We start from the raw sequence: 22,777 nt of genomic DNA, 5'->3' as shown, positions 1-22,777 counted from the left end.
CATATGTTTTGACAAGTTATAAAATGTACTATTGATTCGTGCTGATGGTGACTATAATAATATAGAATTGAAAGGAGAGCACCCTGATGCCCATCAAGATAATTACGGATAGCGGTTCCGATATCCCCCTTGAGTATGTTGACCAATATGATATTACTGTAGTCCAGCTGCCGGTTCATTTCGGACATGAGCTGATGCCGGAAGATACGGAAACGAAGGCTTTTTATGCTAAAATGCGTGAATCGAAGGAACTGCCGACCACAGCAAGTCCCAGTCCGCAAGTCTTCCTGGATAAGTTCAAAGAAGTGGAAGCAGGCACTGACATTATGGTCGTCTGCATGTCCTCCAATATTAGCAGCACCTATCAGGCCGCGATGATCGCCAAGGAAATGTATGAAGAAGAAGGATTTCCGAATGCGATTGAAGTTATAGATACGAAGAGATTTTCCGGTGGACTATCCCTGATTGTCGCCTTCGCGGCGAAATGGTCGGTGACCTGTTCAAGCCTTGCGGAATTGAAAGAAATGATTCTTCTCAAATCCCGGGAAGTGGAAGCATTTTTCACGCTGGATACGTTGGAAAATGTAATCAAGGGCGGACGGCTGAACCGTTTGTCTGGCGCGGTGGCTTCGGTGCTGAACATCAAGCTGCTGCTCAAAATCAGCGAGGAAGGCACAGTTGAGGTGGTGGAGAAAACCCGCGGGCTGCCCAAGGCGCTCAACCATCTGCTGGCCAAGCTTGAGGAGAAGCAGCATGATTATGAGAAGGCGGTTATTGCCATTGTGCACAGCAACTGCGAGAAGCTGGCCCTGGAGATTAAAGAACGCATTCTCGAAAAGCACCCCTTTAAAGAGGTCGTATTCTCCAGCATGGGACCGGTTATGGGCACCTATGCCGGCGAAGGCGGAATCGGAGTGGCTTTTTAAAGGGATGTAACCCTAAAAAAGATAAACAAGCCGTACATGGGAACTAGCCCCGCGTGCGGCTATTTGGTTTTCCGGGAGACTTGTCTGGGGCGGCATTCTATACGATATGGGAGGGGAAGACACCTTACTATAGGCATTAGCATAGACTGAAGCAAAACCAATTACGGAGGTCAACCAACATGTCGACATATAATTCCAGCCAGCAAGCGACGGTTATCTATCAAGCCGATCCTGCTGTAGTCCAGCACCTGCACGGAGTGCGTGAATCTCTGCACCACTCCTGCAAACCCTACTTAAACCACAAAGTGAAAGTACAGACGATTGACGGACTCATGCATGAGGGAACCATTGCGGGGATGGACAGTAAAAATCTGTACCTGTCAGTTACCGCCACCACACAATCTGTACGCGGATACTATAATCCCTACTACAAACCATTCCCGCCGGGTCCGGGCTACTATCCATATCCCGCGCCGGTTAACAATAATGTGATCTTGCCGCTTGTGCTGTTCGAACTGCTCGCCATCTCTTTGATCTAATCCCGGGCCTATCACGAATACAAGACATGATCTGGATCATCGGCAGCTCTGCCGTATGTTCTGGTCATGTCTTATGCCGTTTGTATCTGTATAAGATAAATCCGGGCTTTCGAAGACTGGCTATTCGATGTAGAATCAAAGGTGGATTGCGGGAATTTTTTCAGGAGGTAGAAAATGATTACATACCCTTTATTGAACGATGGGGCAGCGATCGGTGTGACGGCTTCTTCATATGGCGTAAGTCCACTAGACCGTAAGCTGTTCGAGCAAGCCTGTGAGCGGATGAAAGAAAAAGGATACCGGGTGCATTGCGGCGAGACGGTATTTAAACAGAATAAAGCCAAATCAGCTTCAGGCAAAACACGTGCCGAGGAATTTAACTCCATGATGCAGGATGACGCCATCGACCTTATCATTCCGCCATGGGGCGGGGAATTGTTGATTGAAATGCTGGAATATATAGATTTCAGCCTGGTGCAGGAGAAATGGATATTGGGTTTTTCCGATATCAGTCTGCTGCTGCTTGCCATTACGCTGCAGACGGGTCTGGCAACAGCGCACGGTCCAAGCCTGGCAGATCTGAGAGGGAAGCAAACCGATAACACTACAGCTATGTGGCAAAAGGTAATGTCCACGACCCGTGGAGGTTCGATTATGCAGAAATCTTCAGCAAAGTATCAGCAGGAGGGGGGAGTGGACGTCAATTCCCCCTTTATCTTTCATTTGGATGAGCCGACGGTTTGGAAATCGGTGACTGCTGGTGAAGTAACACTGTCCGGGCGTTTGCTTGGCGGATGCATAGATGTGATCCGGCATATTATCGGGACACCTTTCGGAAATGTGCAGTATTTTCAGCAGAATATGATTCACAACGAACCGATCCTGTGGTATTTGGAGAATTGTGAATTGAACACGGTGGATTTGCGCCGGTCTTTGGTGCAGATGAAACTGGCTGGCTGGTTCGAGCATTGCTCCGGTATTATGTTCGGGAGAAGCGGTGCCAATCGTCCGGTGGACAGCTATACGGTGGAGGATTGTTACAAAGAGTTGTCTGAGGAGCTTCAATTGCCGGTAATCTATGATGTTGACTTCGGCCATGTTCCGCCGCAGCTCACTTTAATCAACGGGGCGTATGCGGAGGTGAAGGTGCAGAACGGTGCGGGGACAATTACCCAGTACTTTAAAGATTAGCGGAAAATGATTAAGGGACAGCCCGGCGGCTGCCCCTTTTTTGTTCAGACTGCTGAATCCACTTCGCCGCTATTCTCAAAGCTGATGTTGTCAATCATGACAGAGATTTTTCCTGAAGGGACTTCAAGCTCATACTCATGATTGCGCTGGGCCATCAGCAGCTGCATACCCAGTGGCGACAGCCAGGAAATCTTCCCTTCGGCCGGGTCGGTGTATGCAGGGAACACAATGGTATAGGTGTCTATATAACCATCCGCCAAATAGCGGAGGTCCAGCCGGCTTCCAATCAATACACTCGAGCATAGTTTCTCTTCACTATAGTCTGATAGAAGTTGCTCTAGAACAGTGCAGTAGCGGTTAATCAGTTCCTCCGCCTGTTTTCTCTGAGGATGTTTGCCAGGGTAATAATGATTGAGAAATCCATTTCTCTCTTCATCAAAATATAACAGCTGCTTTACCAGTTGAGTCCGGGAGGTTTGCAGTAGAAGACTATGGTTCATAGTAGATTTCACCCCCTCTAAGAAAAACATCCCCTGCTGCCATCTTGTAATTCGTAATCATGTCCAGCCCTCCTCAAAATTTGGTGTACCGCCCTTAAAAAAGGGTGTACAAATAGAGATCTCCGTAAATGGAAACCTTCACAACAGTATATCAGCTTCTCAGCAGAGAACCAAACGATTGTTACACAGGGCTGCCATGGATTTTTTCATAATTATGGAGTGAAAACATTTGACCCTTCTCCCATTGGATGTTAAGCTTGACTGATATTAAGGCATTTCGCAGTTTACTGCGAAGTGCCTTGCTGTATGTTTAGAGGTTTCTTACATTAAATGTTACCAGAGGAGTGATGCGCCATGAGCACTTCATTGTTTTCTTATATAGAATTCGAACTATCAAATAATTACATCTATTAAAGGAGAATATTATGATTCAAGTTAAAGAGTTTGTAGATGCGGATAATTCCTATGCTGAAAATAAGGCAAATGAATTTCTGATGGGATTGCAGGAAGAACAAGTAGTGAAGGTGTGCTACGGTTCCGTAGTCAAATCTTCGCGGGACGGGGCGGAGCATCAACGGAGCACCATTCTGATTGTGTATAAGACGAATGAAAAGCTATAACTGGAGTTTGTTTTTTACGTGGTTGTCCGCCCTTTCCACGTTATGTATAGTGATCATCTTACTTTATCATGCGTTCAGCATTTAGCCGTTCACATTAACGGGAGAACAATAAAGGGACAGCCCGGAGGCTGTCCCTTTATTTGTTGGAATACTGCGAAAATAAGATTAGGTGCTGACAATTGCCGTTATTTCTTCATCTAGCTCCAGTCTGAGATCTTCGCGGTAAGCCCGGATGCCATACTCACTGTGCATATAGCGGAGGATCGCTTCAGTTATATTGGATTCCACCAGGTATTGGCTTCGGCCTTGAATCCACACCTCTGCGCTGTACCCGGTATCTTCCTCCCAACTGAGCTCTACCTGAACATCTTCCACACGGACTGCCTTGCGTTCAGCCATATGCAGGCAGAGGGCGTTAATAATTTCATCCATGCTTAGAACAGTTGTTGGCATTAGTAACGGCCATCCCTTTCTTCAAGCCTGCGTCTTTCTTTTCTGCGGCGGAAGAAGGACATGATCAGTACCACTACAAGATAGATGGCAAGCATATTAATCATTAGGCCAAGGAAATTCCCGAAAGCGCCCATTCCGCCGAACATGCCCCCGAAGAGGAAGCCGGCGATTCCGCCGATCATCAGGCCTTTCATCAAGCTGCCTCCGCTGAAGAATCCGCGTTTTGCAGTGCCGGTTGTTGTTCCTTTGGTGCTATCGCTTTTTTTCACATTATTGGTTGTAGATTTCTTTGGAGTGGTGGTGAATCCGCGGGTTCCGGATTTAAAGCCGCCTCCACGTCGTGCATCCGCAAAGTCAGGAGCGGTTACGGCAAAAAACAGGGTAAAGGCCATTACAATCATCATTACGCGTTTCATGGGTTTCATTGAGTACAAGTACCCTCCTAAAGGTTGTCTTGGATTTGTAGTGTCTGTCCGGTAATACGTAGTATGCCCTAGGAGGTTTCAATTTTAATATAATAATTTAGAGATTAAATGCCGGAATACAAATTATGGCCAAAAAAAAGTGCGTGGATCCAGGATCCACGCAAACAGCAGTTTCAGAGAGTTGCCTTGTTCTCCACATACCCGTCCGAGACAAGCTCAAGCGCTCCGGTTGCCGGATCGATGATCATGCCGTGCACAGGCACGTTTGGGGGGAGTAAGGGGTGGCGCTTGATCAGCTCCACAGTTTGAATTACCCCTTCCTCCACATTGTCAAACCCTCGCAGCCACTTGGTTAATTTAATCCCTGAGTTCTCCAGGGTCGAAAGGACCTGTTCGGAAACGCCGCGCTCTTTGATCGAGTTGATCATCTTGTCTGCATTCAGCGAAGCCATGCCGCATTCGTAATGGCCGACCACAATAACTTCGTCCGCATCCAGCTCGTATAACGCGACCATTACGCTCCGCATTACGCTGCCGAAGGGCTGGGAAATGATCGCACCGGCATTTTTAATGATTTTGACATCACCGTTTTTGAAATTCATCGCTTTGGGCAGCAGCTCTACGAGCCGGGTGTCCATGCAAGTGATGATCAGCATTTTTTTATCAGGGAAGCGGCTGGTCAGATAGGCTTCGTATTCTTTTTTCTCGACAAACTGTTTGTTGAACTCCAGGATATTTGTAATTTGAGTCATGACCATGCTTCCTCCTAAAAGTTTTGTGAGCATAGCTTCCTAGGTTTACTTCGTGCAAAACTTGCCTCGGAAGCATACACTGTGTTTTGTGAGCATAGCTTCCTAGGTTTAGGAATATATGCTTAAGGGTTAACGGGTAGTTACTTCGCAAGCAATTCCAGCCCCTGGCTGAGGTACTTCGGTATTGCGCAAATCTCTTACAAGAATATTCTTGCCATAAATCTGTGAATGACTGTCCAGCTTGAACGAAGAGAAGCGCTCCTCGGCATCAAGCCGCATTTGCTCTTCATAAAAGATCTCCTGCTGGCGGCTGATGATAAAAGGCAACTCGTGTGCATCAATGGAAACATCGCCGGATTGTGCTTCACTAACGATCAGCAGAACATTGATTCCGTCGCAGCCGCAACCCTCCGTATCATAAAAGAGTTTAAAAAGCCCCGGCTGATCCCCAAGCCTTTCCTTCAGCTTCCTCTCGGCCAGAGGTGTAATCTGAATCTTCATGTTCTGCTCACACTCCTATCGGCTTAATGATAAAGTATTTCAAATTAGAGATGTAAGGCTCTGAAGTTGATTATACTTATTTAAAAAAGTATCATCAAGAGGAGACGCTAAAACAGAGAAAGCAGGTGCTCGGATATGGAACAGACGGTTAAAGAAGAGTGGGAGAAATTTGAAGAGCTATTGTTAAAAATCAGCGGGTATTCTGAAACAATCGGACTTTTGCATTGGGATCTGCGTACAGGTGCACCTCGTAAAGGGGTGGAGATCCGTTCGGGTACGATCGGTATGCTTAGCGGTGAACTGTTCAGACTGCAGACCTCGCCGGAAATGGGAGAGTTCACTGAATTTTTCAGCCGCCCGGCAGTCAGCAGCCAGCTAAGCGACAACCAGAACAAAATCGTGAAAGATTGCCGCAAGGAGTTCGAGCGCAGCAAGAGCATTCCATCCAAGAGATTTGAAGAATATTCTGTTCTGTCGGCTCATTCACAAACCGTGTGGGAAGAAGCCAAGGAAAGCAATGATTTTGCCTCCTTTGAGCCGTTCTTAAGCCAGATTGTTGCCTTTAAGCAGGAGTTCATTGATTACTGGGGTGTCAAAGGCACCCGATACGATACGCTGCTGGATATGTACGAACCAGATCTGACCACCGAAAAAGTCGATGGAATCTTCGATCGTCTGCGCAGCCGCCTTGTTCCGCTGGTGGAAGCCATCAATGCTTCGCCTAACAAGCCGGACACGGAATTCCTGAGTGAAATCTACGCCAAAGAGCAACAGGAGAAATTCGGCCTCTTTGTTCTGGGGCAGATGGGCTATGACTTTGAAGCGGGCCGACTGGATGAAAGTGTACATCCTTTTGCAACCGGGCTGAATCCAGGCGATGTGCGCATCACTACCAACTATTTGCTGGACAACGTTACTAGTGCTATTTTCAGCTCGCTCCATGAGGGCGGACATGCTCTGTATGAGCAAAACATCAGCAAGGCTCTGGTCGGCACACCGCTGGCTCAAGGGGCATCTATGGGCATCCATGAATCCCAGTCGAGACTGTGGGAGAATATGATCGGCCGCAGCCGGGCCTTCTGGCAGCGTTATTACGGCGATCTGCAGCAGCATTTCCCTGAACAGCTGACAAATGTGGAAGTGGAAGATTTCTACCGTGCGATCAACAGTGTGGCGAATTCCTTCATCCGCATCGAAGCCGATGAGCTGACTTATAACCTGCACATTATCGTCCGTTATGAAATCGAGAAGCTGATCTTTAATGAAGGTCTGGAAGTGAAGGATCTGCCAAAAGTATGGAATGCCAAATATCAGGAATACCTCGGCATTACACCGCCGACCGATGCGCTTGGCGTACTGCAGGATGTCCATTGGTCCGGCGGTGACTTTGGTTATTTTGCCTCATACTCCCTTGGTAATATGTATGCTGCGCAAATTTTGAACACTCTGCGCAAAGAGCTGCCGGAATTTGATGCTCTGATCGCCGAAGGCAATCTGCTGCCAATTAAGGAATGGCTTACAGACAAGATCTACCGGTACGGTTCGGCGCTGACGCCTTCACAAATTATCGAACAGGTGACCGGCGAACCGCTGAACCCGGATTATCTGGCTGACTATCTTGAGGCGAAATATACGGAGCTTTACAAGCTGTAAATCCCAAATGAGGCTATAGGCTGGAATGAGTTCCGGGAAAACGATATAATAGAAGGAAACCGCAAACGGAAGGATTTTATTATGGCAAACACGCATACTTACAGCCGCAGGGAAGAGGTAGCCAATGCAATTACTCATGGTATAGGTACGGTACTGAGTGTAGCTGCACTTGTCCTGCTTGTTGTATTTGCCAGTCTGAAGGGGACGGCTTGGCATGTAGTCAGCTTTTCCATTTATGGAACGACGATGCTGCTTCTGTATCTGAATTCCACACTGGTTCATAGTCTCAGGGAGGGCAAAGCGAAGGATCTGTTCGAATTCTTTGACCACTCCTCGATTTATCTGTTTATTGCCGGTACCTATACACCATTTTTGCTGGTAGCCATTCGTGGCACGCTTGGATGGAGCCTGTTCGGCATTATCTGGGGAGTGGCATTCTTCGGAGTATTGTTCAAGGCCTACTTCGTCAAAAGGTTTCTGTTCATGTCCACTGTCTTCTACATTGCGATGGGCTGGCTGATTGTGATCGCCTGGAATCCTTTATCGGCTGTAGTGGCCGGAGGGGGCATGACACTGCTGATGGCAGGTGGAATATTGTACACGCTGGGGACCATCTTTTATGTATGGAGAGGTTTCCCGTACCACCACGCCATCTGGCATGTGTTTGTACTGGCGGGAAGTGTGACCCACTTTTTCGCGGTGCTGATTTACCTGCTTCCCATCCGTTAATTCAGAGCATTTCGGGACAGAAATTAGGGTTTGGGCACAAAGAATAAGATGACAAGCAAAAAGGCTTGACATCTTTCTTTGTTTTCGGTATCATAAGGGACGTTGTGAAGCTGTAAAGTGTTTTTCCTTGACGAAGGGAGTGCCCTTAATGAGTCAGGAGAATAGGCTCGAGAAAACTAACCGGATTAACTTGTTATTTGCTTTCTATGAACGCCTGCTTACTGACAAGCAGCAAACGTTTCTTAAATATTATTTCCACGATGATTTCTCACTCGGAGAGATCGCCGCGGAATTTGAAATCAGCCGCCAAGCCGTTTATGAACATATTAAACGTGCGGAGCAAGTGCTGGAGAATTATGAAGAGAAGCTTGGGCTTCTTGCCAAGCATGAAGACCGCAACCGATATTTAGAAGAACTGCGCAGACTGCCGGACAATGGGATGCTGCCTGAGCAATATAAACAGCGGTTCACGGATATCCTGGATCGTTTGCAGAGGTTAGAGTAGCATGAAGGGAGACAGCCGCATATGGCGTTTGAAGGTTTAACCGGAAGATTGCAGAATGTGTTCAGCAAGCTGCGCGGCAAAGGAAAAGTAACTGAAGATGACGTCAACGAAGCGATGCGTGAAGTGCGGCTGGCGCTTCTGGAAGCCGATGTTAACTTCAAAGTAGTCAAGGACTTCGTGTCCAAGGTGAAGGAGAAGTCGATCGGCAAGGAAGTGATGGACAGCTTTACTCCCGGCATGGTCATCATTGATATCGTTAACAAGGAATTAACCGACCTGATGGGTGGAAGCCAAGCGAAGCTGGCCAAGTCCAATAAGCCGCCGACAGTCATTATGATGGCGGGTCTGCAAGGGGCCGGTAAGACGACCACTTCAGGCAAGCTGGCCAAGCTGCTGCAGAAGGGCAATCACCGTCCTTTGCTTGTAGCGGGCGATATTTACCGGCCGGCTGCAATCAAGCAGCTGCAGGTGCTGGGCGAACAAATTAAGGTTCCAGTATTCTCTCTGGGAGATCAGACGAGCCCGGTGGAGATTGCCAGACAAGCGGTCCAGCACGCGAAGGACAACGGACTGGATTATGTGATCATCGATACTGCAGGCCGCCTGCATATTGATGAAGAGCTGATGGAAGAGCTGAAGCAGATCCATAACGTCGTGAATCCTGACGAGGTGCTGCTTGTAGTGGATGCCATGACAGGTCAGGATGCTGTAAATGTAGCCGACAGCTTCAACAAGCAGCTTGAGCTTACCGGCGTAGTGCTGACGAAGCTCGACGGCGACAGCCGCGGTGGTGCGGCATTGTCCGTCAAAGCCGTAACCGGCACTCCGATCAAATTCGCCGCACTGGGCGAGAAGATCGATGCGCTGGAGCCGTTCCACCCGGAACGGATGGCTTCACGGATTCTCGGCATGGGCGATATGCTCTCCTTGATCGAGAAGGCTCAGGCCAACATTGATACCGAAAAAGCGAAGGAAATGGAACGTAAGATGCGTAATGCGGAATTTACGTTCGACGATTTCCTGGAGCAGATGGATCAGGTCAAGAAGCTTGGCCCGATCGACCAGATTCTCGACATGCTGCCTGGCATGAATAAAGCCAAAGGCATGAAGGACCTGAAGGTCGACGACAAGCAGATGGGCCGCGTCGAAGCAATTGTTCATTCGATGACCAAAGCTGAGAAAGCCCAGCCAGAGATCATCAATCATAACCGCCGCAAGCGCATCGCCGCAGGCAGCGGAACCAACGTAGCCGAGGTTAACCGTCTCATCAAGCAGTTCGATGAAATGCGCAAAATGATGAAGCAGTTCTCCGGTATGATGGGCGGCGGCGGCGGTAAGGGCGGTAAGAAAAACGCCATGAAGCAGCTTAAGAGCCTTGGCGGCGGCAAGGGTATGAAGTTCCCTTTCCGTTAATGTTAATAGTCTTTAAGGTTTAAGGTTTAAGCTTTAAGCTTTAAGGTTTACCCTTAGATCAGACATTGTACAACATCAGATGATCGAGAGGGTTTAATCTTTTGATCTTAATCTCTTGATCTTAATCTTTTGATCTAAAGAGTTTGTAAAACCAGTTCCCTAGTACCGCCCGTTGTTAAGCGGGTCCCGCCAGGGACGAAAAGCGGTCCTGCTCTAACTATCCCAGGTCCCGCCAGTCTGAATGCCCACGCCAATTGCACTTAGCCGGGTGTCCAGAGGGCAGAGCCCTTGGGGCCCTCCCTTGGCTAAGGGAGGGTTTGGGAGGGATCGAAAAAAGGTTTCCGGCAAACTCTTCCCAATCTTTCGATATTCTTTTAAGGAGGTGAATTTCGTGGCAGTACGTATTCGTTTGAAAAGAATGGGTGCACATAAAGCGCCTTTCTATCGTGTAGTGGTTTCCGATTCCCGGTCCCCTCGTGACGGTCGTTTCATCGAGGAAATCGGTTATTATAATCCGATTGAACAACCGGCAGTAGTTAAGATCGATGAGGAAAAAGCTCTTAAATGGCTTCAAACAGGTGCACAAGCATCTGATACCGTCCGCAACTTGCTTTCCAAAGCAGGCGTGATGAAGAAGTTCCATGAGCTGAAGCAACAGAAATAATGACTGATTGCGAGGGTCCTCTATGGAAGAATTAGTTGGTGTTATTGCTAAGGCTTTAGTGGATCATCCAGAAGATGTGATCGTGCGGACTGTAGAGAAGGATCACCTGATTGTATATGAGCTCTCCGTACATCCTGATGATGTCGGTAAGGTCATTGGCAAGCAGGGGCGGATCGCCAAAGCGCTTCGCACAGTAGTCACATCTGCAGCAGTCAAGAGCGATAAACGCGTTACCGTGGATATTTTATCTTAATGGATGCGTTCAATGAGGGGCTAGGGATAGTATATCCCGGCTCCTTTTTGTTCAAATATAGCAGTATAGATTAATGTACAAAGAACCAAAATAGGCGTTGCCGTGCCATTTATGTACGAGTCCTATTGCAGCAGTAACGCTGATAATATTTGAAGGAGAGGATTATATGACGGAAGAGTTAACCGTAGGCAGGCTGGTCAATACCCACGGCATTCGCGGGGAGGTCAAGATTTTATCGCATACCGATTTTCCGGATGTCCGCTTTGCGCCGGGCAAAAAGCTGCTGCTTATCCCCGCTGATGGAAGTCCGAAATTCGAGGTGATCGTGGAATCCGCCAAAGAGCATAAAGGGATGTTCATTGCCAAACTGAAGGGCTATACCAACATCAATCAGATCGAGAAATATAAAGGCAGCCTGCTTAAGGTTCCTAGTGATGATCTGGTCGAGCTTCCGGAAAATGAATATTACTTCCACCACATCGTTGGCTGCGAAGTATACACTGATGAGGATGGAAGCCAGCCGCTGGGCACGATTACAGACATCCTGCAGCCTGGAGCCAACGACGTCTGGGTTGTGAAGCCGGCCAAAGGACAGGATATTCTTATTCCGGTCATCAATGATGTAGTGCTTGACGTGGATATTGCAGCCCAGAAAATCACCGTTCACCTGATGGAAGGACTATTGCCATGATGAGAATTGATGTGCTGACGCTCTTCCCGGAAATGTGTGAGGGTGTATTTGGCACAAGTATTCTTGGCAAAGCACGTGAAAAAGGTATCGTCTCCCTAAACGCAGTCAATTTCCGTGATTTCTCAGGCAACAAGCATAACAGTGTGGATGACACGCCCTATGGCGGAGGTGGGGGCATGGTGCTGAAGCCTGACCCAATCTTTGCTGCCGTGGAACATGTGCTGGGCATCTCGCAGGACGGAGTACAAGCTGAGGAGACCACCGCGGGGAGTTTTCCCGAAAGCGACGATGTAAACGGAGATGAGCGCCAGCATGGTACTGGAGCAATAGTGGAACGTACGTCTGCTTCTCCTGTGAAACCGCGTATTATCCTTATGTGCCCGCAGGGAAAACAATATAACCAGCACATCGCCGAGGAATTGGCCCAGGAGCAGCATCTGATCTTTATCTGTGGCCATTATGAAGGTTATGATGAACGGATCAGAGAGCATCTCGTAACGGATGAGCTGTCCATTGGGGATTACGTGCTGACTGGTGGTGAGCTGCCCGCCCTGACGGTCATCGATTCGGTGGTGCGGCTGCAGCCCGGGGCCCTCGGAAATGAAACCTCAGCGATAACAGATTCGTTCAGCACCGGCCTGCTGGAGTATCCGCATTATACGCGTCCGGCTGAGTTTCGGGGATGGAAGGTGCCGGATATGCTGTTGAGCGGTCACCATGCCAATATCGAAATATGGCGGCGTGAGCAGGCTCTGGAACGAACCCTGGAGCGGAGACCGGATCTTCTGGATACCGCCGAATTAACGGTGAAGGATAAGAAAACACTGGAGCGTTTGCGCCAGCAGCAGAACAAGCCTGAACAAAATAATTAATGGCACAAGGCATATCACACGTCTTTTTAACGTATATTACGTTGAGGAGGCGTTTTTTGTTATGTAGTGATTAATTTAACAGACACATAAGCTTCACAAAAAAATAAGAGCAAATGTGCGTAGTTATCCTTTTTTTAGGGTAATAAATAGAGGTGCCGCAATAAGATATGCAGCTTAGATGCAGCTAGCTTAACAATTGAAAGGAATGAACTGAAAGTGACTACGAATACGCGTGAAGAATTTAAACCGGACGTGGACACTGTCCACAAGGAAGCGGAGCCGCTCCGCACAGTAAGCGATATTATCGATTTTTATACGAATCGTAAATCGTAACCCCCTTTTTTGAGTAGAGAACAGACCCTGGCAACAGGTCCAATAGGAGAAGTGCTATAGTAATAGCAGCAGTAACCCAAAAAAAACCATTAGAACAGACGGATCAATGACCCGCTGCTTTAATGGTTTTTTACATGAAAAAGACCGTCCGAAGACGGTCTCTCTACCCGAGGCGCTGTTTTATTACTTTGATCCGTATCCCGCGCCACCAAAGCCAGTTGTTCAGCCGTTGGTCCGGGTAAGGGATACGTTCAGCATGTCATGCTTGATGTGAACGCACCTCCTTTCCTTGTGCCAAGAGTATAGCATAACGTAATTTAAAAATCTATAAAATTTTAAGAATATATTAAAAACTATTTTCACAGAAGAAAGCATTGCTTTGATGAGAACCCGGAGATCTGCGCTTATTTTCGTTTTAGAACGTCAATAGCCGCCGCATAAGGTCCGCAGCTTCCTCTGCAACCTCGGCATCCGGGATTGCTAAGTCACCGATGCCAGCCTGGCATTGATAACGAATCCGCAACGTGCCATCTATGTGCTGTTTTTCTATAATGCTAATTCCGCTCTGATGTGCCTGCGCCTTTATCATGAGCTCTTCTTGCGTTAATCTTTCCCGGGCCTGTGTCAGCCACGCGACGTACGGGTCAAGTGTGTGCATCGAGAGGAATATCTGGGAGTCCCGTTCGAAGGCGGCTTTCACCATCGGAAGGATCGTGTAAGGACGGATGAAGTTGCGGACTTCTGCGGTGATAGATGCGGGTGAGTTGCGTGTTGCGGACATTACAGTGCCTCCGTTCGATTGCGAATGTATGTTCGCATTATATCGCATGTGAACAAGTTTGTACAGGTGCGCGTTATTTTATTGCATAGGTGCACGGCCATACGCTATAATAAACGCGAGATTGGTAAAAGCTGTGACGACCGTATGGGCAATCGTTGACAGAACGTGATAATGGCGCGGAAGTTACGGAGTAGCCGTCGGGGTATAGCGCAGCCTGGTAGCGCGCACCCTTGGGGTGGGTGAGGTCGCAGGTTCAAATCCTGTTACTCCGATAAGACACTAAAAAACCGCTTCATACGGATTCAAGATTCCGTATGAAGCGGTTTTTTGTCCAAATATAAGAATTTATATGCTTCACGCTATAAACTATCCTTCTATTTCTCGCTGAAACGGATACCGTCCTTTTGAGGACGGCAAAGCCGTTTCCACTTGGTTATCGTCGCTCTAGTACTTCACTGTCACTGCGGGTAAGCTTAATGATCCCAGTAACCAATGCATATAATGCAACAACCGTGAGTACGATAATGGCCCAGACGTAGTTTCTTACTGTGTAAGTAAGTGATGCAAAGATTAGGAACAAGGCGATGCGCAGTATTCCCTCGTTAATAAAATTTCTCCCTGCTGTACTCATGATTCATGCCTCCTTAAGTTCGGATTAGTACATATACAAGCCCGTAAGCGCTTTACTGTTTGTAATCTTATTATAAACCTTTTCCAACGAAAAAGACACACATTGTTCACAAGTTATTTATTTCACATATATTTCACAATGGTAACTTAGCCGTTACCGGCTAATCCCTCCAGTCATAATATAAATCATTACAGTAAAGGAGGAGTTACGGGTGGAAGCATATTATAATTGTCTGCAATGCAAAAACAAAAGGGTACGGATTATGACAACCGATGGAAAACAGCATGAAGGTATCATCGTGGATGTGGATCGGAACAATGTCTATCTGAAAACGAAGGGCAACGGAAAAATGAAAACCTCGGCATTTTACCCAGGCAATTATTACGGTGGTTTTTATGGGTACGGCAGTGAAATTTTAACTTTAAGCTTGTTTACACTGCTGGCAATCGCGCTGATCTAAAAGGCGAAAAAGTGGGCCTCCCTAATCTGGGAAGCCCATTTTTTGCGTATATACGTAAATTTTGATATTCGGTTCGGTGTCTTTCATTTTAGTTCTGTATGGAGATGGAGCCGATTTCCGTGGATAGGGACAATAGCGGTCCACCCCCGTTTAAATCATGTTTGCCCGAACCTGTACCGGAAATATGTCCAAGCTCACTGGAGGCCTCCACGGTGCATTTGAGACTGCTGTCCAAAGAGGCGGATATTTTACCTATGTCACTTTTAGCTTTGAGACTGCTGCCGTTTTTCATCTCATTGATATTTAGCTCGATGCTTCCGGTATCTGTCTCTACCTTGGACTTGCCGGTGACTTCAACATCCCGGAGTGTGATGGCTCCAACATCGCTCGAAATGTCAAAGGTTCCCTGCAACTGGCTCAGCTCAATAGAACCTACATCATTATTGATTTCAAATCTGTCGACACTAGCTGGAAGCTCAATCAGGTAGTTGATGCTGAAATCTGAATAGCCGTATTTTTTGTGTGCCCAGGACCATAAATCCTTTTTGGGACTGTCCTTGGCATAGGTGGATACTTTAAGCTCGTCACCGCTAATTTTTACAGATACTTCAGCATTATCAAACAACTCTGGAGCATATTTGCTGGAGGCATGATGGGCTACAATAGTAGCGGTTACGTTGACAGTATTTCCTGTAGAGGAGATGACCTCAACCTCACCCACTGCATTGTCCAGGGTAAGTGTAGAGGAAGACCCCACTTTCGAGGTGGCAACAAGTTCTTTGCTGACACTGTCGGCTGTGATCTGTTCTGCCACGACGGACGCAGTATTCTGAACGGCTTGATGCACATTTTCCATGGCTTCTCCGATATCCTGCCCTAAATCTGCTGCTGCTTCACTGATTTCCTGCCCGAGTTCACTAGAGAATTCTTCAAACTCCCCATTGCTGTCAGCAACTTCCTGTTGGGAGTTGCCGGATAAGCGCTGTTCAAGTTGATTATCGGCAGCTTCCTTGCCAGGTAGTTCTCTGCAGCCGGCTAATAGTACAATGGAGAAAACAGCCAGTGCTGCAATCTTTGCTGGTTTATAATTTTTTTTCAAATGGAGCCCCTCCTAAAAGTCTGTATATTGCTTATGTATAATCGTTATTATATATTATGGTAAATAATTGAATAACAGGCTGGAGACCGGTTGCTGTGCTGGACTAAAGTCCAGTACCCATGGGCGCGACTACAAATCAATAAACGATTGTGTTAAAATTAGCTGTAGATGAAAGGTTCAGTAAAGCTGAAACGGCGGGTTGGAAATCAGAGCAATGGAAGTGTAGAAGTGTAACGGAGCCTGGCAGCAGAAAACAGACCGACTCTCAGGCACCACGAAGGGCGGTCTATTACTATTTTGACTGTAAAAAGTCAAGGGAGCGGATGAAGCCTGATGCGATATGCAGCAATCCTGATCGTATTGTTATTTGTTGTGGTTGTTTACTGGCTGTTTAACAGACGGCATAAGAGGGCCGGAAGTCCAAAGACTGCAACGGCCAGCAATGTGATCTCGATGGACAGACACCGCAAAGCTAAGCAGAGTTCCACGGATCAGCTCTGTTCCTCATGCAAGAAGAGAAACGGCAAACTTATCTTTTATGCCCAGGATAATGGAAGCGTAGTCGGACTATGCAAGGATTGCAAAACCAAAGCCCAAAAGAAGGATATGCTGCCGCTCTAAAAATATAGTTGTATTAGCCTACTCTTTATGTTATTATTATTTCTGTTGTGTGGAATACGGTGGTCCTCTGCGGATAATGAGGGAGAGCGATGGTCTCTCCGGAAGAGGCATGAACACCTGTACGGAAGGAGGAAGTCCTAAATGAATATCCTACAAGCAATTACGCAAGAACAAATCCGCAAAGATATCCCGAGTTTTCGCCCGGGTGACACTTTGAAGGTACACGTAAAAGTTATCGAAGGAACTCGTGAACGGATCCAGTTGTTCGAAGGCGTTGTAATCAAACGTCGCGGCGGTGGAATTGGTGAGACTTTTACGGTTCGTAAAATTTCTTACGGTGTTGGTGTGGAAAGAACTTTCCCAATCAACTCGCCTAAACTCGAGAAAATCGAAGTGGCTCGCCGTGGTAAAGTTCGTCGTGCGAAGCTCTACTATCTTCGTGAACTGCGCGGTAAAGCTGCAAGAATTAAAGAAATCCGTCGCTAGAATAGTGACAAAGGAAAGGGGCTTGAGTTCAAGCCCCTTTCGTTTATTCTTGTTGCTATATCCGGTTCTTCTCGACCCCAATAATGGACATTGAAATAGTTGCCTTAGGATCAGCTTCTCCGAAAAGGCCTCCTGAAGGAGTAATCGTGGAGGGGTTTTTGGCAGGAGTTTTTTTGTGTTGTATAGTGAGTATAGGATGAAGAGAGGACGGTGAATTATGCAGCAGGATTTGCAGCAGGGACAAGGGGAGATCGTGGAGTCCGGCGGACAGAACCCCAAGAAACAGAAGAATGAAGTATTGGAATGGATTAAAGCGATAGCAATTGCATTGGTTCTGGTAATTCTGATACGATGGCTTTTATTTAAGCCGTTTATTGTGGATGGACCTTCCATGAAGCCTAATTTCCATACCGGTGAACGGGTAATTGTAAATGAAATCTTGTATGACATCCGCTCTCCGCAGCGTGGCGAGGTGATTGTGTTTCATGTGCCTTCAGAGGGCAAGGACTTCATCAAGCGCGTAATTGGAGTGGCTGGAGATACGGTGAAAGTCGAAGGGGATGTCGTTACAGTTAACGGTGAACCTGTGAACGAAACTTACATTCAAGGCGCGATTGATGAAGCGCATAATAATAATGCTTTGTACAATAATAAAAATTTCCCTAACGAAGATTTTACTGACGGCACAGTGCCCGAAGGACATGTATTCGTAATGGGGGATAACCGCTCAGACAGTACAGACAGCCGGATGATCGGTTATGTGCCGCTTGGTGATATTGTAGGCCGTGCAGATCTGATTTTTTGGCCGGTCAAAGACATTTCAGTAATTAACCATTAAGCTGACAGAAGTCAAAGGAGGTGACGGCAATGGCCATTCAATGGTTTCCGGGTCATATGACGAAGGCTAGACGGCAAATTGAGGATAAGCTGAAGCTGATAGATGTTGCAATAGAACTGCTCGATTCCCGTCTGCCGCTTTCCAGCCGCAATCCGATGATTGACGATATTTTACGGGACAAGCCGAGATTGATTATTCTGAATAAAGCAGATTTGGCTGATCCAGAAGCGACGCGTAAATGGTTGTCGTACTTCAAAGCCCAGGGGCATGTCGCCCATCCTGTAGATGCGTCTACCGGAACAGGTGTGAAGGAAATTCCTGAACAGGTTAAACTGCTGCTGAAGGAGAAAATTGATCGGCAAATTGCTAAGGGGATGAATCCGCGGGCGATGCGCGCACTAATTGTGGGGATTCCCAATGTGGGCAAATCGACGCTCATTAACCGGATGGCAGGCAAGAGCATCGCTGCGACCGGTGACCGCCCAGGGGTCACAAAGGGCCAGCAATGGATCAAAACGGGCGGAAATCTGGAACTTCTGGATACCCCGGGTATTCTGTGGCCAAAGTTCGAGGATCAGGATGTAGGCTACCGCCTTGCGGTAACCGGAGCTATTAAAGAGGAGATTCTGAACGTCGAGGATATCGCCTTTTATGCTGTCAAATATCTGGTCTCGGATTATGGTTCCCGGTTTAAGGAACGCTTCGGGATTGATAAGCTTCCTGAGGATCTGGAGAACCCCGATGAGATCGTTGCCGTTCTGGAAGCGATAGGGCGTAAACGTGGCTGCCTCATCAGTGGCGGGCGAGTGGATCTGGAGAAGGCATCACGTACGTTACTCCATGAACTGCGGGCAGGAAAGCTTGGAACCTTTACCCTGGAGATGCCTTAAGCACGGTAAAATAATGATTGGATTATAAGCCATCCACTTTTTGGGGTGGCTCTTTTTGTTGTCTTTGTTTTTGAAGCATGATTGAAATGGGTCCTATGCAGATTTATTTTATTAACTTAAAGAGGGATGCCCCCTGAAGGCTTCATATGATAAGCTAAACAGCAGTAGGATTGAATATAAGTGAAACTGGCGGTGGATGAACAGTGAGTACTACAGATATGTTGTTATACGAAAAAGAAGGCTGGGAGCAGTCGTTTTGCCGGATTGCCGGTGTAGATGAGGTGGGCAGAGGCTGTCTGTTCGGGGATGTTGTCGCCGCAGCGGTGATATTGCCAGAAGGCCTTATTATAGAGGGTGTTGACGATTCAAAGAAGCTGAGCGCCAAGAAGAGAGATGTTTTGTTTGAGCTCATTATGGAGCAAGCGCTGGCGGTTGGTGTTGGCCACGTTGACTCTGCGGTGATTGATGAAATTAACATTAAACAGGCTTCGCGGCTGGCGATGAAGAAGGCGGTGGAGGGCTTGAGCCATACGCCGGATTACATGCTAATAGATGCAGAAAAAGTGGATCTGCCGTTTCCTCAGCGTTCAATTATTAAAGGAGATGCCAATAGTCAATCTATAGCTGCGGCATCCATTGTGGCGAAGGTGACCCGTGACCGGCTCTGTGAAGGCTTGTGGGAGGAATTATACCCGGACTATGGGATTAAAATACATAAAGGCTACGCGACCAAGCTTCACCGCGAGCAAATTGTGGCCCTGGGGCCAACGCCTATGCACCGGCGGAGCTTCATCAGCCGGATATTGGCGGAGCAGCAGACGTTATTTTAAAAAAAGAACTCAAATGTCGATATACTAAGAAGACATTAAACGAAGGGAGGAGAAAACGGCATGAATATCGGATCTTTGATTCGAGGATTGCTCGGAGACAGTAAACCGGGAGAAGCCAAGTCTTTGGAACTGAAGGAAGGCCAGGTCGTTCGTGGTGTAGTCCTCAGTGTGTCGGAATCCGGCAAAGAAGCGGTCGTACAGATCCAAGGCACGCCTGTCCGTGCGGAGCTGGAAACTCCGCTGCAGCCTGGACAAACCTTAAATCTGCAGGTTGCGCCTCCGGGTGAGGGCGGGCTGCCCGTATTGAAGCCGGTCTCCCTTGGCGAATCAGCTCTTGCATCATCTCAGAGCATGGGGGAGGCACTGGAATCACTTGGGCTGTCAGATTCCAAGGCAGGACGGGAGATTATTCAGGCCATGCAATCGGGAGGCCTGCCCCTGACCAAAGAGACGGCGGCGAAGCTCGATGCGGTGATGAACGCCAAGCCGCAGGGCGTGCCTACTTCGGAGTGGCTGGAAGCGGCAGTGATCTCGGTGAAACGGGGACTGCCTGTGACAGCGGAGAGCGTGAAGGGGCTGCAGCAGGCTGTGTTTGGTCCGAAACTGCATGAATTGCTGACCAAGCTTGAAACGGAGCTTACGCTCTGGGCACAGCAGGAAAGTGAAGGGGAGGGTGGAAAGGCCATAGTTGGTTCGGAGAAGCTTACGGCTCCTTCCGGATCTGCTGCCCCTTCTTCTACCGGCAATACTGGTACTGGTCTTGCTGTGGCAGGCGGAGAGCTTGATGTTGATCCGGCAGCGGCTAAAGCTGCCCTAGCGGCTTCTGCTATGCCGGACGAAGCTGCTGACGGGGCCAAACCAGCTGTGCAGTCTACGGCAGCGCAGGCTGGCGCAGGGAAGGGTGAACAGGCTGCGGCAGCGATGGCCGCGAACACACCCGAAGCCGAAGGTACTAATCCTGAAGCCGCAGCCAAGAACGTGGCAGGTACTGCTGCGGCTGTGCCGGCAGACAACGAATCTGCCGACGCGGGTGTTCTCCCTAAGGCAGCAAATGCGGCTTCAGGGAGTTCGGCTGAAGGAGCTGACACGCAGAATCCTGCGGCGCGGCTGAAAGAGAGTGGAGCAGATCCTGCAGCGGTACGAATCGGTGCAGGATCTGCCGGATCAGAGGCGGAGCCTGCGGCGAATGCGGCCAAGCCGGGGACCGCAGCTCAGCCGGAGCGTGCGCAAGCTGCCGCAAGCAATGCCGGTGGACCGGCAGCGCAGCAGTCCGGCACGGCGCTGCTAACGAAGCTGCAGGGCGTGCTCAGCGAGCTGCGCGGCACACTGCCGCAGCTCGCCGCTTCGCCGCCCGCTAACGTTGCGGGCGGAAGCCCTGCGCCAACGGCAGCTTCTATGCCGGCGGCAGCATCGGCGCAAGCGGCGGCACCAACACCGGCGGCAGTGCCACCACCGGCGGCATTGGCTGCGCCACCGGCGGCAGTGTCAACGCCAGCGGCTGCGCCACCGGCGGCAGTGCCAGCGCCTGCGGCTGCGCCGCCGCAGGGCAATGCAGCCCCGCTGACGCAGGCGGGGCAAACCCAGGCCCCCGCGGCGTCAGCGCCACGCGGGGAGAGCCCGGCTGCTGCGTCAGCGCCGCGCGGGGAGAGCCCGGCTGCTGCGTCAGCGCCGCAGCCGGGGCCCGCTGCCACCCAGGACACGGAGTCCTGGGTGGGGCGGGTGCTGAAGCTGCTCGGCGCGGAGCACGAGCAGCAGGCGGTGCGCGGCGGCTTCGCAGCCGGCGCAGATGCGCGGCCTGTGACAGCGGCCGCGGGAACGCGTGAGGCAGCGCTGCCGCTGGCGGCGCTGCAGGGCGGTGCGGCGGCGGGTGAAGATGCCGCCGACACGCTGAAGGGCGTGCTGCTGCAGGTGATGAGCAGCGATGCGCCGCCTGCGGTGAAGGAAGCCGCAGGCCAGCTTGTGCAGCAGCTGACGGGACAGCAGCTGCTGCTCAACACGGACCGTACGGCACCGTTCGCACAGGTGACGCTGTTTCTGCCGCTGCGGGGCGAGGATGGACAGGAAACGGCTTCTGTCCATATTCAGTCGCGGCGTGGCCGCAAGGGTGAACTGGATGCGGCGAACTGCCGGCTTTGGTTCGATTTGGATATGAAGCAGCTGGGACAGACGCTGGTTGACGTCCAAGTGGTCGACCGGATCGTAAGCCTCAAGGTGCATAATAATGATCCTTGGGTACTTGAACTGCTGGAGGATCGGCGGGAGGATGTCCAATCCGCAGTGGAGTCAATAGGCTACCAGCTTTTAAGCTTGCGCACAGAGCCCTTGCCGGAGCCCGGCTCGCTTGCGGCATCCGGTATGAAGACTGTGTCCAAGCTGGCAGACTATGTTCCTGACTCCTACAAAGGAGTCGATTACCGGATATGAGTGAGCCAAATGAAGTTTCACAGAACCTTAAGAAGGCTGTTGCACTGAAATATACTCCAGGCCAAAGCGAAGCCCCGGTAGTTGTGGCCAAAGGGCAAGGCGCTGTGGCAGATATGATTTTGCAGCGGGCCAAGGAGAACGGGGTTGCCGTTCAGGAGGATGCAGCATTGGTGGAGGTCCTGTCGAAGTTGGACCTCGATCAGCAGATTCCTCCTGAGCTGTACCATTTGGTGGCGGAGATTCTAAGCTATATCTACCAGAGTGACCGTTCTGCAGGAGAGCGGAGGCTCAAGTGAGGGAGAACGGCACAGGCGGGCGGTATAGCCGCAAACAAAAAGGCACAGCAGCTGAACAAGCTGCTGTGATGTATTTGACTTCCCAAGGTTACGATATTATAAAATGCAATTGGCGCTGCCGCAGCGGCGAGATTGACATCATTGCTGAGCTTGAAGGCAGGCTGATCTTCGTGGAAGTACGGAGCCGCAGCGGAAACCCTCAGCAGGGGACACCCGAGGAATCTGTGAACACCCGCAAAATACGGCAGGTGCGCAATACGGCAGAGGTCTATTTGCATGCCACAGGTCAGGAAGAACGGCAGGTCTCCTTTGATGTGATTTCAGTATTACTGAATGACGATACGAGTATCGCTGCTCTAAGGCATATTCGCGAGGCATTTTAAGTAGCTTTTTGTCGATTT

General features: G+C 49.3%; 29 protein-coding genes and 1 tRNA gene. 22 read left to right on the top strand and 8 right to left on the bottom strand.

Translation table 11 applies throughout. The annotated features are described in order from the left end of the window. The first annotated feature begins 86 nt into the window (after positions 1 to 86). The 3 genes from H70357_RS20960 to H70357_RS20950 all read left to right on the top strand — a co-directional run bounded on the left by H70357_RS20960 (position 87) and on the right by H70357_RS20950 (position 2,656). A complete protein-coding gene (locus H70357_RS20960; protein WP_038593654.1) occupies positions 87 to 926 on the top strand; it encodes a DegV family protein in 840 nt (279 codons plus the stop codon). Positions 927 to 1,105: 179 nt separating this feature from the next. Then, entirely contained in the window at positions 1,106 to 1,465 is a 360-nt protein-coding gene (locus H70357_RS20955; RefSeq protein WP_038593651.1) for a hypothetical protein, read from the top strand. Positions 1,466 to 1,639: 174 nt separating this feature from the next. Continuing rightward, a complete protein-coding gene (locus H70357_RS20950) occupies positions 1,640 to 2,656 on the top strand; it encodes a S66 family peptidase (RefSeq protein ID WP_038593648.1) in 1,017 nt (338 codons plus the stop codon). Between the two features lie 44 nt (positions 2,657 to 2,700). Here H70357_RS20950 and H70357_RS20945 read toward each other — a convergent pair whose 3' ends face one another. Continuing rightward, on the bottom strand, positions 2,701 to 3,156 hold the full coding sequence (locus H70357_RS20945) for a GreA/GreB family elongation factor (protein WP_038593645.1): 456 nt from the start codon (positions 3,154 to 3,156) through the stop codon (positions 2,701 to 2,703). A gap of 425 nt (positions 3,157 to 3,581) precedes the next feature. Between H70357_RS20945 and H70357_RS20940 the strand changes: the two genes are divergently transcribed. After that, the gene (locus H70357_RS20940) at positions 3,582 to 3,776 is read left to right on the top strand and encodes a sporulation protein Cse60 (protein WP_038593642.1); all 195 of its coding nucleotides are present in this window, start codon (positions 3,582 to 3,584) and stop codon (positions 3,774 to 3,776) included. Between the two features lie 165 nt (positions 3,777 to 3,941). On the opposite strand, the gene H70357_RS20935 is transcribed toward H70357_RS20940, so the two are convergent. The 4 genes from H70357_RS20935 to H70357_RS20920 form a co-directional block, all read right to left on the bottom strand. Next, the gene (locus H70357_RS20935; RefSeq protein ID WP_038593639.1) at positions 3,942 to 4,229 is read right to left on the bottom strand and encodes a YxcD family protein; all 288 of its coding nucleotides are present in this window, start codon (positions 4,227 to 4,229) and stop codon (positions 3,942 to 3,944) included. After that, positions 4,229 to 4,645 (bottom strand): hypothetical protein, encoded by a 417-nt coding sequence (locus tag H70357_RS20930; RefSeq protein ID WP_038600100.1) that lies wholly within the window; start codon positions 4,643 to 4,645, stop codon positions 4,229 to 4,231. The genes H70357_RS20935 and H70357_RS20930 overlap by 1 nt, the downstream gene beginning before the upstream one ends. Positions 4,646 to 4,827: 182 nt before the next feature. Then, the gene (locus tag H70357_RS20925; protein ID WP_038593636.1) at positions 4,828 to 5,406 is read right to left on the bottom strand and encodes a beta-class carbonic anhydrase; all 579 of its coding nucleotides are present in this window, start codon (positions 5,404 to 5,406) and stop codon (positions 4,828 to 4,830) included. Positions 5,407 to 5,535: 129 nt separating this feature from the next. Continuing rightward, positions 5,536 to 5,907: an iron-sulfur cluster biosynthesis family protein gene (locus tag H70357_RS20920; RefSeq protein ID WP_038593634.1), complete on the bottom strand. Its 372-nt coding sequence runs from the start codon at positions 5,905 to 5,907 to the stop codon at positions 5,536 to 5,538. Between the two features lie 135 nt (positions 5,908 to 6,042). Between H70357_RS20920 and H70357_RS20915 the strand changes: the two genes are divergently transcribed. The 8 genes from H70357_RS20915 to trmD all read left to right on the top strand — a co-directional run bounded on the left by H70357_RS20915 (position 6,043) and on the right by trmD (position 12,687). Further along, the gene (locus H70357_RS20915; RefSeq protein WP_038593632.1) at positions 6,043 to 7,560 is read left to right on the top strand and encodes a carboxypeptidase M32; all 1,518 of its coding nucleotides are present in this window, start codon (positions 6,043 to 6,045) and stop codon (positions 7,558 to 7,560) included. Between the two features lie 81 nt (positions 7,561 to 7,641). After that, complete coding sequence (gene trhA / locus H70357_RS20910; RefSeq protein WP_038593630.1) at positions 7,642 to 8,289, top strand: PAQR family membrane homeostasis protein TrhA; 648 nt, start codon at positions 7,642 to 7,644, stop codon at positions 8,287 to 8,289. Positions 8,290 to 8,437: 148 nt separating this feature from the next. Continuing rightward, on the top strand, positions 8,438 to 8,794 hold the full coding sequence (locus H70357_RS20905; RefSeq protein ID WP_038593628.1) for a putative DNA-binding protein: 357 nt from the start codon (positions 8,438 to 8,440) through the stop codon (positions 8,792 to 8,794). Positions 8,795 to 8,815: 21 nt separating this feature from the next. Then, positions 8,816 to 10,207 (top strand): signal recognition particle protein, encoded by a 1,392-nt coding sequence (gene ffh / locus H70357_RS20900; RefSeq protein WP_038593625.1) that lies wholly within the window; start codon positions 8,816 to 8,818, stop codon positions 10,205 to 10,207. Positions 10,208 to 10,598: 391 nt separating this feature from the next. After that, positions 10,599 to 10,871 (top strand): 30S ribosomal protein S16, encoded by a 273-nt coding sequence (gene rpsP, locus H70357_RS20895; RefSeq protein WP_036688604.1) that lies wholly within the window; start codon positions 10,599 to 10,601, stop codon positions 10,869 to 10,871. Between the two features lie 22 nt (positions 10,872 to 10,893). Beyond that, on the top strand, positions 10,894 to 11,124 hold the full coding sequence (locus H70357_RS20890; protein WP_038593622.1) for a KH domain-containing protein: 231 nt from the start codon (positions 10,894 to 10,896) through the stop codon (positions 11,122 to 11,124). Positions 11,125 to 11,290: 166 nt separating this feature from the next. After that, positions 11,291 to 11,815, top strand: coding sequence for a ribosome maturation factor RimM (rimM, locus tag H70357_RS20885; RefSeq protein WP_038593619.1), 525 nt, complete (start codon positions 11,291 to 11,293; stop codon positions 11,813 to 11,815). Next, a complete protein-coding gene (trmD, locus tag H70357_RS20880) occupies positions 11,815 to 12,687 on the top strand; it encodes a tRNA (guanosine(37)-N1)-methyltransferase TrmD (RefSeq protein ID WP_038600097.1) in 873 nt (290 codons plus the stop codon). The genes rimM and trmD overlap by 1 nt, the downstream gene beginning before the upstream one ends. A gap of 748 nt (positions 12,688 to 13,435) precedes the next feature. Here the strand turns inward: trmD and H70357_RS20875 are convergent. Continuing rightward, positions 13,436 to 13,801, bottom strand: a complete 366-nt coding sequence (locus H70357_RS20875) for a YhjD family protein (RefSeq protein ID WP_038593616.1) — start codon at positions 13,799 to 13,801, stop codon at positions 13,436 to 13,438. Between the two features lie 198 nt (positions 13,802 to 13,999). Here H70357_RS20875 and H70357_RS20870 point away from each other — a divergent pair. Then, positions 14,000 to 14,073, top strand: a tRNA-Pro gene (locus tag H70357_RS20870). A 161-nt stretch (positions 14,074 to 14,234) separates the two neighbouring features. On the opposite strand, the gene H70357_RS20865 is transcribed toward H70357_RS20870, so the two are convergent. Then, positions 14,235 to 14,432, bottom strand: coding sequence for a hypothetical protein (locus H70357_RS20865; RefSeq protein ID WP_038593613.1), 198 nt, complete (start codon positions 14,430 to 14,432; stop codon positions 14,235 to 14,237). 211 nt (positions 14,433 to 14,643) lie between these two features. Here H70357_RS20865 and H70357_RS20860 point away from each other — a divergent pair, with 211 nt between their 5' ends. Further along, entirely contained in the window at positions 14,644 to 14,892 is a 249-nt protein-coding gene (locus H70357_RS20860) for an LSm family protein (protein ID WP_038593610.1), read from the top strand. A gap of 88 nt (positions 14,893 to 14,980) precedes the next feature. Here the strand turns inward: H70357_RS20860 and H70357_RS20855 are convergent, their stop codons facing one another. Continuing rightward, entirely contained in the window at positions 14,981 to 15,991 is a 1,011-nt protein-coding gene (locus H70357_RS20855; RefSeq protein WP_038593607.1) for a DUF4097 family beta strand repeat-containing protein, read from the bottom strand. A gap of 333 nt (positions 15,992 to 16,324) precedes the next feature. Between H70357_RS20855 and H70357_RS20850 the strand changes: the two genes are divergently transcribed. The 8 genes from H70357_RS20850 (at position 16,325) to H70357_RS20815 (ending at position 22,759) form a co-directional block, all read left to right on the top strand. Further along, the gene (locus tag H70357_RS20850) at positions 16,325 to 16,612 is read left to right on the top strand and encodes a hypothetical protein (protein WP_038593604.1); all 288 of its coding nucleotides are present in this window, start codon (positions 16,325 to 16,327) and stop codon (positions 16,610 to 16,612) included. 141 nt (positions 16,613 to 16,753) lie between these two features. Further along, a complete protein-coding gene (gene rplS, locus H70357_RS20845; RefSeq protein WP_038593601.1) occupies positions 16,754 to 17,098 on the top strand; it encodes a 50S ribosomal protein L19 in 345 nt (114 codons plus the stop codon). 217 nt (positions 17,099 to 17,315) lie between these two features. Next, on the top strand, positions 17,316 to 17,936 hold the full coding sequence (gene lepB, locus H70357_RS20840; RefSeq protein ID WP_038593598.1) for a signal peptidase I: 621 nt from the start codon (positions 17,316 to 17,318) through the stop codon (positions 17,934 to 17,936). A 29-nt stretch (positions 17,937 to 17,965) separates the two neighbouring features. Next, positions 17,966 to 18,826, top strand: a complete 861-nt coding sequence (gene ylqF, locus H70357_RS20835) for a ribosome biogenesis GTPase YlqF (RefSeq protein WP_038593595.1) — start codon at positions 17,966 to 17,968, stop codon at positions 18,824 to 18,826. Between the two features lie 218 nt (positions 18,827 to 19,044). Next, entirely contained in the window at positions 19,045 to 19,656 is a 612-nt protein-coding gene (locus tag H70357_RS20830; protein WP_038593593.1) for a ribonuclease HII, read from the top strand. Between the two features lie 60 nt (positions 19,657 to 19,716). After that, positions 19,717 to 22,080 (top strand): hypothetical protein, encoded by a 2,364-nt coding sequence (locus H70357_RS20825; RefSeq protein ID WP_038593590.1) that lies wholly within the window; start codon positions 19,717 to 19,719, stop codon positions 22,078 to 22,080. After that, a complete protein-coding gene (locus H70357_RS20820; protein WP_038593587.1) occupies positions 22,077 to 22,376 on the top strand; it encodes an EscU/YscU/HrcU family type III secretion system export apparatus switch protein in 300 nt (99 codons plus the stop codon). Before H70357_RS20825 ends, H70357_RS20820 begins: the two co-directional genes overlap by 4 nt. Then, positions 22,373 to 22,759, top strand: coding sequence for a YraN family protein (locus H70357_RS20815; protein ID WP_038593584.1), 387 nt, complete (start codon positions 22,373 to 22,375; stop codon positions 22,757 to 22,759). Before H70357_RS20820 ends, H70357_RS20815 begins: the two co-directional genes overlap by 4 nt. Positions 22,760 to 22,777: the final 18 nt, after the last annotated feature.

Origin of the sequence: Paenibacillus sp. FSL H7-0357, from assembly GCF_000758525.1 — a bacterium.
Lineage (GTDB): Bacteria > Bacillota > Bacilli > Paenibacillales > Paenibacillaceae > Paenibacillus_AQ.
This window is presented reverse-complemented; position numbering and strand designations above follow the sequence as displayed.